The sequence below is a fragment of the Alicyclobacillus sp. SO9 genome, from assembly GCF_016406125.1.
Taxonomy (GTDB): domain Bacteria; phylum Bacillota; class Bacilli; order Alicyclobacillales; family Alicyclobacillaceae; genus SO9.
This window is the reverse complement of sequence record NZ_CP066339.1, coordinates 3,257,008-3,272,393: the sequence shown is the minus strand read 5'-3', so window position 1 is coordinate 3,272,393 and position 15,386 is coordinate 3,257,008. Positions and strand designations below refer to the sequence as shown.

Here is a 15,386-nt window from a genome sequence, read left to right as displayed (position 1 = left end):
GCGGATGGCACCAAAATTATTCGGGTTGCTTGGATGGCCGGTTGGGCATTCTGCCTCTCCTGTAATGATGGCAGCGGCTTTTAAAGCGCTTCAATTAGATGCAGTTTACCTCCCGTTCCCCTTGGCACCGGACAGATTTGAAGTGGGTCTAAACGGTCTGGCGGCGCTTGGTGCAGTAGGTGTTAATGTAACCATTCCACATAAGCAGGCGGCTTGGAAAAGCGTTTCTGAAGTCTCTCAAGCCGCCGCGCTGGCTAAGGCGGTCAACACCATCCGCTTCGAGACAGACTCCAATGTTCGCATCGGCCATAATACGGATGTAGAGGGCTGGTGGCAGAGTGTGCATCCCCATCTGCAAGACCCGATTTCGGAAGTCGTGTTATTTGGCTCAGGCGGAGCAGCCAGGGCTGTTTTAGCTGCATTAAGTATTCATCAGCCTCAGGTTAAGGTCTATGTGTTGGCGCGAAATCCGCAGTCTGCACAGGCACTGTCACAAGATTTTTGCAAGACAATTGAAGTCACTCCAAAATCTTGGGATGACCGAGAGCGGTGGGTAGCGCAATCGTCACTGGTTGTCAATGCGACGTCGGTAGGGATGTGGCCGAATAGCCATCAATCTGTTTTGCCCGATGGGACACAAGCATTTCACTCGGGACAGGTAGTACAGGATGCGGTTTATCGTCCACGGAAAACGCGCTTTCTCCAACAGGCTGAAAAAATGGGGGCCCAGACCGTGGACGGATTGCATATGTTGGTTGGTCAGGGGGCTGCAGCCTTGGAGTACTGGCTCAGATCCCCTGCGCCTGCAGATGTCATGATGGCGGCTGCAAAATCATTTTTGGATGATGAGGTGTAGCCCTGTGATATACTTGGACGAAACCTTCTTTTCATGTACAGCACTGCGAGGTTGATGCGAGTGTTGCAAAAAGACTGTCAATCGCATGTTATCTTGTTCGGCGGCACCTTCGATCCGCCTCACGTCGGCCACTTATCTATGGCGACACTTGCGTTGGAACAGTCCGGAGCGGATGAAGTGTGGTTTGTTCCAGCCTGGGTTCCGCCGCACAAGGATTCAACAGCCGTTGACTATGACGTGCGCGTAAACATGGTGAAAACGCTAGTGGCAGACAATGAAAACTTCGTTGTATCAAGTGTTGAAAGGGACTTGCCTGAACCGTCCTACACCGTGGATACTGTGCAGACCTTTCAACACAAGAAGCCGAATACATATTTTGAGTTTTTGATCGGATCCGACAGCTTGGCAGCGCTGAGTACTTGGGAGAGGGCAGCGCAGTTGACGCAAGCAATTGATTTTCTGGTAGCTGTTCGGCAAGGGTTCCCGTTTCACGAAACCTACGCCGCGGCACGGCGAGAGCTGCCTCACTTACGCGCTCGGGCTTTGGAGATGCCTATTTTGGACGTCTCCTCGACGTGGCTTCGCGATCGGACGGAACAGGGGTTGTCTCTGTGCGGTCTGGTCCCGGAAAGGGTACTCGAAGTGTGGAGGAGGACACAGCTTTCGCGTAAAGGAGAGACTGCGGGCGATGATACTTGAAGACATTATAGACGCGGTCAAGGATGAATTGAGTGTGCAGCGATTCGCACACACCCGCGGTGTTGCAGAGACAGCCGAAGCCCTCGCTGTACGCTTTGGGGCAGATCCAGAGAAAGCAAAAACAGCCGGGTGGATTCACGATATCGCCAGAGAATGGTCGGTTGACAGGGCACAGGACTTTGCTCGAAAAATTGATGTTCCACAAGGGTTTTCACAGGTTCCAACGTTGCTGCACGGCCCGATTGCTGCCTATATGTTGCAGCATCGCTTTGGTTTAAAAGACGAAGATACGGCTAATGCCGTCAAGTACCATACGACAGGTCGAGCGGGAATGTCACTTTTAGAGAAAGTCGTTTGTCTTGCTGATGCCATTGAGCCGGGAAGAGACTTTCCTGACGTTCCAAAAATCAGAGACTTAGCAACTAGGGATATTAACCGTGCTTTGGCTGAGAGCTTCGACTCAGTGATTCGATTCTTGCTGGAGGAGCATCGAATTATCCTTCCGCTGACAGTAACAACCCGAAACGATTTGTGGCGGCAAGTTGAAAATGGGTATGATGATTAATGAGGAGCAAGAAGCCCGCAAATAGTTGAAATTGAAGCATTATGCATACTCAGGAGGGATTGTAGGCATTGACATCTCAGGAACTGGCAAAGGAAGCGGCGGGTGCCGCAGACGATAAAAAGGCACAAAACATCATCATTCTCGACGTTCATCACTTAACCCCGGTTGCAGATTGCTTTGTCATCTGTTCAGCGAACTCCGGCACACAAGTAGAGGCTGTAAGCAAAGCCGTACGCGAAAAAATGGAGGCGGCCGGTACACCCTGTCATGCAACGGAAGGACTGGCAGAGGCTCGATGGGTTCTGATGGACTTTGGCGATGTTGTGGTGCATGTGTTTCGTCGAGAAGAGCGGGAATTTTACAACTTGGAACGGCTGTGGGGAGATGCGGTGGAAGTACCCTATTCTGTTTCATGAACAGTTATGAGAAGTTCGCCCTCATTTACGAAGACTTTATGCAGGATGCTCCGTATGACCAGTGGCTGAAGTGGCTGCTGCGTCAGTTTCCAAACCTGGCATCGATGCAAATTGCGGATGTCGGATGTGGTACAGGGACGTTAACGAGACAGTTGGCGTCCCATTCCCCTAATGTCTTTGGGGTTGAACCGTCTGACTACATGCTGGGAGTGGCAGCCGAACGGGCACTTGAGGAACGCAGGAAAGTCCAGTGGTTCTGTCAGGATGCGAGATTTCTGAGATTACCGCAGCCAGTAGACCTGCTTGTCTCGACTTGCGATGCACTCAATTATTTGCTGACCGGCAATGATGTGAAGTGTGCGCTCTCAAACTTCTGGAGGAGCCTGAAGCCTGGCGGGGCAGTTGCCTTCGATGTCATCGGAGCAGGACGTCTGGAGCACCTGAAGAACGGCCTGTCATACGACTTTCGAGAAAACGAAGCCATCTTGTTTGAAACCAGGGTTGAACCGGAAGATAAGATATTTTATGAACTGCATGCGTTCATCGAAACTGAGAATGGGCTGTATGAGAGATTTGAAGAAACACATCAGCAACAGTATTATCGAGCCTCTGATATTACCGCGTGGCTTGAACAAACAGGATTTGAGGTGTGGTACCTTCAGGGGGACTTTGGTGAGACAAGCTTGGAAGGTTCCAACAGAATGGTGTTTTCAGCCAGGAAGCCTCTTGATTCAGCGGGGTGAAATCCATCAGGTTTGCACGGCAGTCTGCAAGTATCACCAATATCAGCGGGCTAGGTCCCCGTCTTCGCAGATTTTTGACTTTTTCCATTTCGCAGTTTGTTCTTCGTTGTCAATTCATAAATTTGTAAATTTGAATAGCGGTTTGGTTCTCTAGTTTCGTGGTTCTCTAGTTTCGTTCCTGCTGAAACTTTTGAAACACTTTTCGGCAGTCGTCGTGCTCTTCAAAGAAGAGCACCAGAGATTGCAGGGACTCCAGCGTGGTCGGGCTGACATGGTGTTCAATCCCTTCCACGTCATGCTGTATGATGTCTTCTTCTACCCCTAACAACCGCAGGAACTCCGCCAGCATCAAGTGCCGTTGCTTCATCAGTTTTCCCATTCTTTGTCCGCGGTGCGTTAACAAAATGCCGCGGTATTTCTCATACGTCACATATTGGTTTTCATCTAATTTTTGCAGCATTTTTGTAACAGAGGATGGCTGCACTTCAAGAGATGACGCAATGTCGGACACACGCGCATACCCTTTTTCCTGCATTAGTTCGTATATTTTCTCCAAATAGTCTTCCATACTGGGCGTTAACAATCCGCATAACCTCCGATAAAGTGCTTCTCTATCTTACAATGTGCGCCTTTGAATGACAATGGTTTTGACAATGATTTCCGCTTTTATTCCAGTATGAATGAGCATCGGCTTGAGATTGAAAGTTTGGGCTTTTGATCCATCGCTCACATGTCTTCAGATGGACTGAAGCTTCGTCATTTGTACCCTCTTCTTCTCTGGTCAGCCCATTTTTTCCTTCTCCAAAACGGTAAACCAAAGTATGTATGGACAACAGGAACAGGGCGTCTCGAAAGCGAATATTGAAGTTGGTAAAGTACACTCGGAGCCATTGGAGGGTCCTCTATGGAAGAGCCGCAGGAACTGGACATACAGTGGGAAGGACAAGTGCTGGAAGGCGAAAGTGGCCGTAAACACCGGAGCCTGGCGATGATACTAATTATCACGGGCGCTGTCATGTTTGCCGCAGGCTTTGCTGTACGATCCGCTCTCACACTTCACCCTAAAGCGACACCTTCCTCTACTGCTTCATCTCACTCAACAGCGTCATCTTCCAATCTGCCTGCCAAGGGGCCTGCAACCAAAGGCCTATCCATCGTGGTGGATATTCATGGAGACGTACATAAACCAGGTGTTTATCATCTTGCTCAAACCTCTAGAGTCGAGGACGCTGTCAAGGCAGCAGGCGGGTTTATGCATACAGAGGATGCAAATCTTGTGAATTTGGCAGCGTCTGTTGACGACGGTCAGGAAATTGTGATCCCAAGTGCGGTCCACTCGGGAGATGGGAACAGTATATCTGATTATGGGGCACACAAGAACAAGAGTCCCAGCACTACTGGCGACGGTGGGAGTGTTACCCATGTTCAGGGTAAGGGTCTCGGGGATTCCAACGGTTCGAGTTCTCCCTCTTCTGCGACTTCTGTGCACGGCACCATTGACCTCAATACTGCAGACACTGCTACACTGGAGACCTTGCCCGGGATTGGCCCGGGCAGAGCTAAGGCTATTGTCGACTTCCGGCAACAACATGGGCCGTTTCATCGAGTGCAAGACCTGCAGCAAGTACACGGCATTGGGCCGCAGATATTTTCCCATGTGAAATCCTATTTGCTCGTCAGTAACAAGTAAGATAAAAACAACCCATACTAACAAACAAGTAATAGCGAACTCCTAACAAGTCCGGATGAAAGAGTTCTTTGTCTATCTTTTGAGGCCGCATTAGGCTTTGCGACGTAATTTGCACAGCGTTTACGAATTAACTATAACGGCGACTGTATCGCTGCTGTACTTTGGGTCGAATTCGGAAGCAACATTTCCTCCCTGTGGAAAGTAGCATTTTCTTCCTTCGACTCAAGGCGGCGAGTCAGTATAATAGGTCTAAAGCCATAACATCGAGGGTGTATTCGGGAAGGAGATACTTCCATGTTTGACTGGTTTTCACTAGTAGCAATTGTTTTGGTGTTGTGGCCGATTGTACATGGGCTGCGCCGCGGGTTTGCGGCAGAAGCAGGCTATGTGGTAGCACAGCTTGTATCGATTGTTGCTGGTCTGACGGCCATTCTCGCGGCATGGTGGGCAAGTGATAAATTAGGCCAAACGGTTTTGCATGCCAAAGCGAAGCAGCTTCCGCACTGGCTGGCACAACTTGTGCAGTCGTGGCAGCAGGCACCGAACATTGCTCATTTGATTGTCTTCGTTCTGTTGTACTTTGTTGTATCAACCATTATTCAAAGTCTGCTGCGTATCTTCCCGACATTGACGGCCAGATTGATTCCTGCCGTGATTGGCAGAAGTAAGTCCTTAGGCGCCGTTCTCGGGGGCGCTATGGGGATTGCGCGGGTGCTCGTCCTGGGTGCGCTGGTATACGTTGTAGTTCAATACTTTTCGATACCAGCCGTGACAAAGGCGGTTCAAAACTCGAAGCCATACCAGTATTTAAAACAGACTGTCTATAAACCGTGGCTAAATCCGCTGTTAAACAAGGAACTGCCGGTACTTGCCAACGGTGCTCTCAAACCGCTGACGGACAACATTAATCTTGTGGCTGTACCGTCCATCAACGGCGGCAAGGAACAAGGGCTGTTGGTTGTACCAAAACCTATATCACAACTGGCGAAAAAGATAACTGCTAACGATAAAACACCGAGATCGAAGGCTTATGCCTTGTACGAATGGGAAATCCATCATGTCAGTTACAATTGGAAAAAGTATTACGACTACGTCAACAAGCACAAATGGGATGCTCAGACCCCACTTCAGACGCTCCATACAGGCAAAGGCGTGTGTTCCGACTATGCGCTGTTGTATGCGGAGATGGCCCACTCTGTGGGGTTGAAAGTAGCTATTGTGGAAGGGATTGGCGGCACGCCATCGGAAAATGGCCCCCATGCCTGGAACCAGGTGTATTTGGGTAAACAGAAGGGCTGGATACCGGTTGACACAACTTGGGGAGCAGTCCAAGACAAGTGGTTTGATCCGCCGCACTTTAGTCGAACGCATCAGACTCAGCGAACAATCGTCATTTCGGAGCGCAAGAGCTGACAAGGAGCCTGCGATGGAGAGCCTTCGCAGGCCTTCTTATTGTTACCATAGAATGTGGTTTTTATCTTCAGCAAAAATTCCCCGCAGTGCTAATTTCTACGTGCACACTTCTAATGTTCTTCATTGCCATTCCGGCGGCACGGTACTACAGGAACAGGACTGCTAAAAGCGGCACAAACGCGCATCAGCAGTTCAGTAAGGCGAACTACCATGAGTCTCATCGTGATGCCCAGTCGGATGGCCAAGACGCGGACCTGAATCTGAACGGAGGTCTGAACGGAGGTCTGAATGGAGGTCTGAATGGAGGTCTGAATGGAGGCAGTCATACGAGTGCACGCGAACACCGTGACTACCGTGAACCGACCCATTTTTTCAAGCGAGTTCTAGGAAGCGGCGTATTAATGCTCATACTTGTTGCATCCGGGACGTGGATTGGAGCTGTGCGGCAAAGAACCGACCCGACACTGACACCGTATCCGCTGGGGTCCGCGGTTCATCTAGTTGCGACCGTTATTCGGACGAAGCCGCTTTCACATGGGCAGCAGATAGTTCTGGAAGTAAGTAAAATTTCCCCAGTCACTGAATCGAAGTTTTTTCGTGTTCACTTTCAGGCAGAATGGATGCACGGGGGTGCTTCAACGACCATCGCGAAAGGTAGCCAAGTTCTTCTTGCCGGCGTACTCAATTTGCCGCCGAAAAAGTCTTCAACTGGACGTCCTGTTCGAACCGTACTTCATCAATTGGGGATTCAGTACGAGTTTGAAGGTCGGACACTTCAGACCTGCTCCGCCACACAGAGTGCCAGAGATGCAGTGTTATCGTATATCAGTTACACCATGGGTAAAGTCGGGAACATCAATACCAGCGACAAAGGACTTTTGTTAAGTATAGTGTTTGGTGACACAAATGCGCCTTTGGATTTTCAGACCAAACAGTCGTTTCTGCGATCCGGTCTACTGCATGTGCTCGCGGCCAGCGGTGCCAATGTGTTTATTATGGAGTGGTTTTTTCATATCGCAGTATGGCCGTTGCGTCAGCAACGAATCCTTCGGGTAAATACTCGCACGCTGTTGGTTTCATCTGTAGCATTTGTCTGGGTGTTTGCCTGGATGTGCGGTCTTGACGCTTCCATCGTTAGAGCCGCTATCATGTCCTCTTATCGCTCATTGGGCACTGCAGCGGGCAGAGTCTCCTCGTCATGGAATGGGTTGTTGTTTGCTGGTATTGTCATGTCCGTTGTAAATCCGGGCACGCTGTTGGATCCCGCTTCCGTATTGTCGTTTGCGGCAACCGCCGCAGTTCAGACAGCGATGACTTCAATGTATCCAGGCAACCGAAGTATCAGGCGATCCCCATTTGCCCAACGCAGCCTCATCGTGAGAGTGGTCTTCACGGCATTGATGCGCATTGTGGAAGTTCTCAAGACGTCCATTTTTGTAGAAATCTATTTGCTTCCTTTGTTGTTATATTGGTTTCAGCAGCTAACGCCATTGTCAGTGGTCTCCAATTTGTTAGCAGAGCCTCTGGTGACTTTGTTATTGCCTTCGACTGCATTCCTTATGTTAGGCGCAGCGACGGCAAACCTCATTGGTGGGCAGGCCCTTCATCTCATCGCGATGACACTTTCTAATTTTGTAATTCACCTGTTGCACTTGCTGCTGACTGAGACCAAGTTTATGGGCAGCTTTCCTGAAGCACTCTACAAAACCAGTCCACTACCGTTTGTTGACGTTTTGTCATATTATATTGTGATATTCGGTACTGCGTACCTTGCGAAAAAGATATTGGACTACACGAATATGTGAAGCGTAGATCGTGAAAAGTGGTATAATTTATTGATGAGGGATCGAAGACACCGATTGGACCATCAATTGGCACCAAGATGGTGGATTGCAAAGTGAGGTTGGGCGTACGTTAGAGACAACACGCCGAATCACACTGGACAAACCGTTGGAGAGGGAGAGTCTACAATGGCAAAAACATTGGTTTTGGGAGCAGGTTATGCAGGGATCATGGCCGCGACCCGATTAGACAGAAATTCAGAACCGTTCACTCTCATTAACAAGTATCAGTATCACTATTTCACAACATTGTTACACGAAGCGGCAGGCGGACGCGGAACCCCGATGGACTATACCGTCTCATTGGATGAACTGCTGAAAGAGCCGTCGTCGGAACTCGAAATTGCAGAAGTAACGGGTATTGACAGGGACAAAAAGACTGTGCACACGACACAAGGTGACTTTGACTACGAATGGCTCATTATTAGCTTGGGCTGGGTGCCTGCTTATTTTGGCATCGAAGGCTTGGATCAACACAGCATGGTTCTCACCAACGTGGATTCAGCAATCCACATTCGCAGGCATATAGAAGAACAGTTTCAGACGTATATGGAAGACGGTGACGAAGAGCGGTTGCGTATCGCCATTGGTGGTGCGGGCTTAACCGGAGTAGAACTGGCTGGAGAATTGCTCGACTGGATTCCTGAACTGTGCGTAAAATACGGTATTGATGCATCCAAGGTGGACCTTCAAAATATTGAGGCGATGCCGACCATCCTCCCGCAAGTATCTGAGTCGCTGCGTGAAAATGCAGCAGAAGTACTTCGGGAAAAGGGAGCAACACTCCGTACAAATACCAAGATTGTCAAAGTGGAAGAGAATGAGGTTCATCTCGAAGGCGGAGATGTAGTCCACGCTAAGACGATTATCTGGACCGGTGGTGTGCAGGCAAATCCTTTGTTGCGAGAGGCTGGTTTTACCGTTGACCGACGCGGTCGTGCAAAGGTAGATAAATATCTGCGATCTGTGGATGACAGTCATGTATTTATTGGAGGAGACACTGCTTGGTTTGAAACAGAAGACGGCAATTCCTTCCCTCCAACAGCTCAGATTGCTACACAGATGGGTAAATTTATTGGAGATAATTTGATTTCAGCTATACACGATAAGGAAATGAAACCATTTCACGGAAGTCTCAAAGGAACGCTGGCGTCCATTGGACGTGAGGTTGGCGTAGGAAATGTAGCAGGGCTTCCGGTACGCGGCATGGTCGCAGGCCTGGCAAAAGAAGCTACAAAGGTCAAATACCTGTGGGAACTCGGCGGCGCTCGTCTGGCTGCAGAGAAAACAGGACAAATAGTAAGTCACTAGCACCCCGCTTTTATCTACTAAGCGAGCGCTGCTGTTGTCTGCCCAAAAGGTGTTTGCGGCGCGTGTGTACTCGTACGTGACTGAACGACTGAACGACTGAACGACTGAACGAAATTTGATGCGGTTTGCAGCGCCTCCCATTTGGTATCGGTGTTACGACTGGTATACTGAGTGGGAGGCGTTGCACTGTTTTTATGAGCTGCGCAATAGAGGCATTTTGCAGAGTTCCCAGTTGGAGCAGTGCTGCGGTTGGTATACTGAGTGGTTAGGGGCGGTGCAAACGTGATCGAATGGAATTATGCGATGGAGTCAATGGCGGAGAATCCGCAGCATGCAGTATATACCTTGGTTGGCACGGAACTCAGCTTGATTCATAGGTTTGTGAAGCAGTTGCAGAGTCAACTTGAGAAGCAAACAGGTGGCACTTCCATCGATATACACCGTTTCTACTATGAAGAGACTGGAGTTGACGCTGCCCTAGCAGAATGTCAAACCGTATCTCTTTTCTCACAGGAATCGCTGATTGTACTGGATAACTGTGTGGGACTAACTGCAGGTGCAAGAGGAAAACACGATTTGACGGCGTTGGAAAAGTACCTCGAAAGTCCGGTGCCTGAACACACTCTTGTCATTACCTGTCTTGCTGAAAAGTTGGACGAACGCAAAAAAGCCGTCAAGGCTCTAAAAAAGTTCCCTGTAATTAACTGTAATACGCCGAAAGCGAATGAAGCCTCTAAATTCTTGTCTGCTCTTGTACGAGAACACGGATTGAGGGCCGACAGAGAAGCTCTCGGTGAATTGTGGCGAAGAACAGAGTCAGTGACGCAGGCTGAGCGAGAAATTGAAAAACTCTCGTCTTACACCGATGGTGTCATTCAGTTACGGGACGTGGCAGAAATTACGCCTGTGCCGCTTGAGGATAATGTTTTTCGTTGGATTGAAGGTGTCATTGCTGGAAAACTGTCTTTGTCATTTCAGGCATTAAGGGAAATCGAGATTAGCGGGTATGATGGGTTTGCTTTGTTTTCGTTGTTGGCAAGACAGCTTAGATTAATGTGGTTTGCCAAAGTATATTTAGCGAAGGGTGAAAGTCAACGAGATGTTGCTCGCCGAGTTGGGGCACATCCGTACTCGGTCAAAATGGCGGCAGAACAAGCAAAAAACCTGTCGATTTCGAGGATTGAAGACCTGTTATGTGTGATCGCTGATACCGAGTTTATGGTGAAAAGCGGTCGGCAGGCTTTGGATCAGGCGATTGACTGGATTGTCTTGCGCTGCGGAGGTGCCAAAGAAGGCAACTTTGGTGCTTCTGTTTCATGAGAGGGCTGAATGAGTCTGACGGATAGGCCTGCAGAGACGGCGCAGCGGTGGGTATGGATTGGTGCGGGGGCGCAGGTGTGCGAGGGCGATTGAGGATTGAGGATTGAGGATTGAGGATTGAGGATTGAGGATTGAGGATTGATGAGAATAAGCATTCGAGAAGAGCTTATTTGACAATTTTCCGCTGCTCTGTGCCATATAAGCACTTCAGAAGAGCTTAATCTGGGATTTTCGTTGGATTTCGGCTGCAAAACAGCAAATAAGCGCTTGTGGAGTGTCTATTTGTGCCCTAGGCAAATTCCTGGAATGAATAAGCTCGTCTAAGGAGCTTAACTTGAGCCAGCGGTCCAAAGGAGTCGGTCCAAAAGCGGCAACTCGACGGTTGGCGCGGTTGGCGCCAGGTTCGCGCGGACCCAAACGTTGAAATAGCATGAGGATTGAGGAGAATAAGCATCCGAGAAGAGCTTATTTGACAATTTTCCGCTGCTCTGTGCCATATAAGCACTTCAGAAGAGCTTAATCTGGGATTTTCGTTGGATTTCGGCTGCAAAGCAGCAAATAAGCGCTTGTGGAGTGCCTATTTGTGCCCTAGGCAAACCCTTGGAATGAATAAGCTCGTCTAAGGAGCTTAACTTGCGCCAGGGGTCCAAAGGTGTCGGTCCAAAGGTGCCAGTGCGCCGGCCAGCTAAAGCGGCAGCACTCTCGAAGGCCCCAGTACCTAGTACAATCGGCGGTTGAACCGTCCCGCACGCAAGATTTCCTTATGAAACTAAACCGTAGTCCTGCTATGGTAAAAGAACTTAAGTGTGATGAAGTTTCTCCACTATAAAACGACCCTGGATAACTGTTCAGGGTCGTTTCGTGTGCTGTCATTTATGCTTGAGCCATCGTATTGTATCGACGCGTCAAGCGAGACTTTTTCCGGCTGGCTTTATTTTTGTGGATAAGGCCTTTGGAAGCTGCTTTGTCGAGCGCGCGCGTCGCAATATTCAAGGCTAGGCGAGCTTGTTCGGCATCGTTCCCTACAACTGCAGTTTCAAACTTCTTTAAAGTAGTTCGGAGTGCAGAACGAAGGGCAACCTGGTGAAGATTGCGTTTAGTCGTGATGCGAACACGTTTTTCAGCAGATTTAATATTTGGCACAGTCTCACCTCCTTGTTCCGTATACAGACGGCAATTAGTTTACCACACGGTACTAGGTGCTGCAACAAGTTTTCAATCCGCCTTAACGGTTGGACGTTATTCTCTGACTGATTCTATCGCAATTGGTAAATAAACTGTGCGGAAAGCCTTGAGTAAGCTTTCCCTCTTTCCCTTGCGCCCTTGCGCCCTTGCGCCCTTGCGCCCTTCCGCACCCGCACCCGCACCCGCACCCGCACCCGCACCCGCACCCGCACCCGCACCGCACCACCGCTGGCTGCAGTATAAGCAGGTGTACAAGAAGCGAAGCCTATTTGGGTATAACTACTCCTACACAGAGATTGAACATGGTTCTACGGAGGGATTTATGATGGCCTACAGCAAATACCATTGGTTCCAATCTGCACATAACATCCAAAACAACAAGTGGCGAGAGCCTGCGGACAGACTCGCCAGTCCTCGGCTTGACCTGGCTGTTGAGGCACACGAACTGGCTCGGGGGCAGCGTGATGCCAGGGAGTTTAACGGTGTTACGATGGCGACGGATACGGACGACGAGGACCTTACCGTGACTCGTGTCACTGTGGAGACGCCTGAAGGTGAGCGGGAAATTGGCAAAGAGATGGGGACCTACATATCTCTGGAAGCACCAAAGTTGAGGCGCCATGATCCCGATTTGCAAGGCCGAGTTGTAGAACGCTTCGCAGATGAAATGCGAAAGCTTATCCCCGCGGACGAGGAGGCTCCGGTCTTGGTTGTGGGCTTAGGCAATGCTCAAGTCACACCGGACTCATTGGGTCCGTTAGCGGTGGAGCGCCTGTTTGTGACGAGACACTTGATGTCCATGATGCCAGAACTGGCGGGTGAAGGATATCGTGTGGTTTCGGCGGTCTCTCCGGGGGTCTTGGGCATCACAGGGATTGAAACGCTGGAGATTGTCAGAGGAATTGTTGAGCATGTAAAGCCGGGGTTGGTGGTGGCGATTGATGCGTTGGCATCGCGATCGATCGCTCGCGTTAACGCAACCATCCAAGTCGCCGACAATGGCATTCATCCTGGGTCAGGAGTCGGGAATCATCGCAAAGGCATTACTGAGCAGACCCTCGGTGTCCCTGTGATAGGAATTGGCGTACCCACCGTGCTTGATGCCGCAACGATTGCAGGCGACGCGATTGAGAAAGTCGTACAGCAACTGCAGCAGTCTGTGCCGGGAAACGGTGCCAGTGAGATCCTCGGCCAATTGAGCGGACCGGAAAAGCGTCAAATGGTGAAGGAGCTGCTTGAACCGCTGGGAAACAATCTGATGGTCACGCCGAAGGAAATTGACGAATTCGTGGAGGACGTTGCCAACATTATTGCCAAAGGGCTGAATTTAGCCCTTCACAGCGGAATGTCCATGGAGGAAGCCAATCTTTTGACACACTGAGAGGCTGGTTACACGCACGGCCCAATAGCATGTCCTGATTATAACTGGTTATAACTGGGCCGGCGTTTGCGTTGAAGACGGCGAGGAAGATGACATGGCCGACGAAGATAACACGGACGAGGAGGAAGACAAGGCCGACAAGATGTTGCGAACGTAATGCTGAGTTTCAGGATACGGTGGAACACCGCCGTAATGCTTTACGGCTGAGGGGCCAGCGTTGTAACCGGCCAATGCCAGAGGCACGTTTCCGTTGAATTGATGGAGCAGTTGGGACAGGTACTTTGCACCGCCGTCGACGTTATCCTGGATGCTATAGGGATTCTGTACGCCAAGTGCCTGCGCTGTGCCTGGCATCAATTGCATCAATCCCATTGCCCCCACTTTGCTGGTAGCTGTTGGATTAAAGCCGGATTCTTGATGAATGACCGCATTTAGCAGTTGCTCTGGCAATCCGTATTTATTTGCAGCGGCTGTTACAGCTTGCTTGATTGCTTTGTTGCTAGAAGAAGTGACAGGGTTGCTTGACGAAGTGACAGGAAAACCTGAAATGGATGCGTTCCCAATCCAGCTTGGGCTGGTTGTTCCGAAGTTTCCGGATGTAAACGGCGATACTGCGGTTGTCGTTCCGGACGAAAAAGAAGGGCCTAAAAGCATAGACAATAGCGCCGTTGAACTGTTTGCGGGCATGAAGGAACTTGCGGGCATGAGGGAACCACTGGATTGGGCCGATGTGGACGCTAATCCCGCGCCAAGTCCCATGCTTCCTGAAGCTGCTGCCTCAGTTTGCAGAAGAGCTGTTTCCTCTTGTACCAAAGTAGCTAGCAGGTTGTTGAACGCAGATCCAGTTGAGCTAGGGTTGCTTGTGTTGTTTAGACTGTTCGTCTTGGCCGCCTGAAACTGATTCGATTGGCTGGGCCACAGATTTGCCGGCGTTTGCCAGTTTACGGAGTTTGTCACTCTCGTCCCCTCTTTGTTCCTAATTTTTACTCTCTCAGTCTATCATTTCTATGAGTCATAATCTACGAGTTCTATTCATATATTCGACTAACACTGATATGAATCCGCTAAAAATAAATCGCTTAACAACAAATTCATTGACAGATGAATCAGCTGACAGATGAGTTCTTGATGATGGTTTTCTGATAGACAGATTGGTTCGCGATGCCCCAGTGATGTGATGATGCGATGGCGCAATGACGCAATGACCCAATGATGATATGACCCAGTGATGTGATGAAAGTCAAATCCGTTAGAAGAGGGATGATCCCATGAATGAAGAGATTAGGCGGGTTTCGGAATTTGCGAAAAAGCTGGTAGCCGCGGGCTTGTTTCTGCTGCTCCTGACCGGCGGTGCAGCGGCTGTATTGTCGGTCTTGGCTGCAGGTCTCAACACTCTGTCGACCAAGCCCTCGTTGTCAGCAGTGCATGCAGCGACGGGTCCGTCCGGTATTGCCGCAGGGGTTTCAGGGACCACCGGATCCAACGCTCAGTACCCGGGTTCAACAGGCAACCACGTTTCGCAGGGGCAAGGGCAAGCCGGTTCTGGCGGGACAAACAGCACTTCCAGCGGTGTCGGGTCAGCCTCTCACACCGGTGCTGTGCCATCAGAACAAAGTCAGGCTGTGACGATGACAAGTCCCGTGGGGCAGGCTCTGGATCGGGGCGGCGTCGTGGTGGGAGAACACGTTCAACAGGCCTTCGGAAATGTCTTGTCGGGCATGATTCGGATTTTGTTTCTTGAGCGCCCTCAGGCTTCCACTACACCGCAGAGTTCCGGCAACACGCGAACGTCCACCGGATTGCAAGGTTCAGGCACAAATGTTCTGCAGTGACCTGTTGCAGGGGTCCTTGCGAGTAGATTTATGCTGTATCTGTTGTTTAGAGAACCTGGCAATGATATAATGACCGTTGACCTTAAACGTGTGATAGCCGCGCCTGTGAGCGCGGCCTATTTATGACTTGTGAG

At 50.0% G+C, this 15,386-nt stretch carries 15 protein-coding genes; 12 read left to right on the top strand and 3 right to left on the bottom strand.

Annotated features, from left to right (window positions below; all coding sequences use genetic code 11):
• Positions 1–4 precede the first annotated feature (4 nt).
• The 5 genes from GI364_RS15380 to GI364_RS15360 all read left to right on the top strand — a co-directional run bounded on the left by GI364_RS15380 (position 5) and on the right by GI364_RS15360 (position 3,279).
• Positions 5–856 (top strand): shikimate dehydrogenase family protein, encoded by an 852-nt coding sequence (locus tag GI364_RS15380; protein WP_198850134.1) that lies wholly within the window; start codon positions 5–7, stop codon positions 854–856.
• 60 nt (positions 857–916) lie between these two features.
• On the top strand, positions 917–1,555 hold the full coding sequence (nadD, locus tag GI364_RS15375) for a nicotinate (nicotinamide) nucleotide adenylyltransferase (RefSeq protein WP_198850133.1): 639 nt from the start codon (positions 917–919) through the stop codon (positions 1,553–1,555).
• Positions 1,545–2,120 (top strand): bis(5'-nucleosyl)-tetraphosphatase (symmetrical) YqeK, encoded by a 576-nt coding sequence (gene yqeK / locus GI364_RS15370; protein WP_198850132.1) that lies wholly within the window; start codon positions 1,545–1,547, stop codon positions 2,118–2,120. Before nadD ends, yqeK begins: the two co-directional genes overlap by 11 nt.
• 68 nt (positions 2,121–2,188) lie before the next feature.
• The gene (gene rsfS, locus GI364_RS15365) at positions 2,189–2,536 is read left to right on the top strand and encodes a ribosome silencing factor (RefSeq protein ID WP_198850131.1); all 348 of its coding nucleotides are present in this window, start codon (positions 2,189–2,191) and stop codon (positions 2,534–2,536) included.
• Positions 2,533–3,279, top strand: a complete 747-nt coding sequence (locus tag GI364_RS15360; protein ID WP_198850130.1) for a class I SAM-dependent DNA methyltransferase — start codon at positions 2,533–2,535, stop codon at positions 3,277–3,279. The genes rsfS and GI364_RS15360 overlap by 4 nt, the downstream gene beginning before the upstream one ends.
• 166 nt (positions 3,280–3,445) lie before the next feature.
• Here GI364_RS15360 and mntR read toward each other — a convergent pair whose 3' ends face one another.
• Positions 3,446–3,847, bottom strand: coding sequence for a transcriptional regulator MntR (gene mntR, locus GI364_RS15355; protein WP_198854051.1), 402 nt, complete (start codon positions 3,845–3,847; stop codon positions 3,446–3,448).
• A gap of 336 nt (positions 3,848–4,183) precedes the next feature.
• Here mntR and GI364_RS15350 point away from each other — a divergent pair, with 336 nt between their 5' ends.
• The 5 genes from GI364_RS15350 to holA all read left to right on the top strand — a co-directional run bounded on the left by GI364_RS15350 (position 4,184) and on the right by holA (position 10,854).
• A complete protein-coding gene (locus GI364_RS15350; protein WP_198850129.1) occupies positions 4,184–4,969 on the top strand; it encodes a ComEA family DNA-binding protein in 786 nt (261 codons plus the stop codon).
• Between the two features lie 294 nt (positions 4,970–5,263).
• Entirely contained in the window at positions 5,264–6,382 is a 1,119-nt protein-coding gene (locus tag GI364_RS15345; RefSeq protein ID WP_198850128.1) for a transglutaminase domain-containing protein, read from the top strand.
• A 113-nt stretch (positions 6,383–6,495) separates the two neighbouring features.
• Positions 6,496–8,187, top strand: a complete 1,692-nt coding sequence (locus GI364_RS15340) for a ComEC/Rec2 family competence protein (protein WP_198850127.1) — start codon at positions 6,496–6,498, stop codon at positions 8,185–8,187.
• A 165-nt stretch (positions 8,188–8,352) separates the two neighbouring features.
• Positions 8,353–9,534, top strand: coding sequence for an NAD(P)/FAD-dependent oxidoreductase (locus GI364_RS15335; RefSeq protein ID WP_198850126.1), 1,182 nt, complete (start codon positions 8,353–8,355; stop codon positions 9,532–9,534).
• A gap of 282 nt (positions 9,535–9,816) precedes the next feature.
• Positions 9,817–10,854 carry a DNA polymerase III subunit delta gene (gene holA / locus GI364_RS15330; protein ID WP_198850125.1) on the top strand — a complete coding sequence of 346 codons (1,038 nt, stop codon included), beginning with the start codon at positions 9,817–9,819 and terminating at the stop codon, positions 10,852–10,854.
• A gap of 873 nt (positions 10,855–11,727) precedes the next feature.
• Here holA and rpsT read toward each other — a convergent pair.
• Complete coding sequence (rpsT, locus tag GI364_RS15325; RefSeq protein ID WP_198850124.1) at positions 11,728–11,997, bottom strand: 30S ribosomal protein S20; 270 nt, start codon at positions 11,995–11,997, stop codon at positions 11,728–11,730.
• A gap of 364 nt (positions 11,998–12,361) precedes the next feature.
• On the opposite strand from rpsT, the gene gpr reads away from it, so the two are divergent.
• Positions 12,362–13,420: a GPR endopeptidase gene (gene gpr, locus GI364_RS15320; RefSeq protein WP_233095814.1), complete on the top strand. Its 1,059-nt coding sequence runs from the start codon at positions 12,362–12,364 to the stop codon at positions 13,418–13,420.
• Positions 13,421–13,468: 48 nt separating this feature from the next.
• Here gpr and GI364_RS15315 read toward each other — a convergent pair whose 3' ends face one another.
• A complete protein-coding gene (locus GI364_RS15315; protein ID WP_233095813.1) occupies positions 13,469–14,377 on the bottom strand; it encodes a lytic transglycosylase domain-containing protein in 909 nt (302 codons plus the stop codon).
• Positions 14,378–14,688: 311 nt separating this feature from the next.
• On the opposite strand from GI364_RS15315, the gene GI364_RS15310 reads away from it, so the two are divergent.
• Entirely contained in the window at positions 14,689–15,252 is a 564-nt protein-coding gene (locus tag GI364_RS15310; RefSeq protein WP_198850123.1) for a hypothetical protein, read from the top strand.
• The last annotated feature ends 134 nt before the right edge of the window (positions 15,253–15,386 follow it).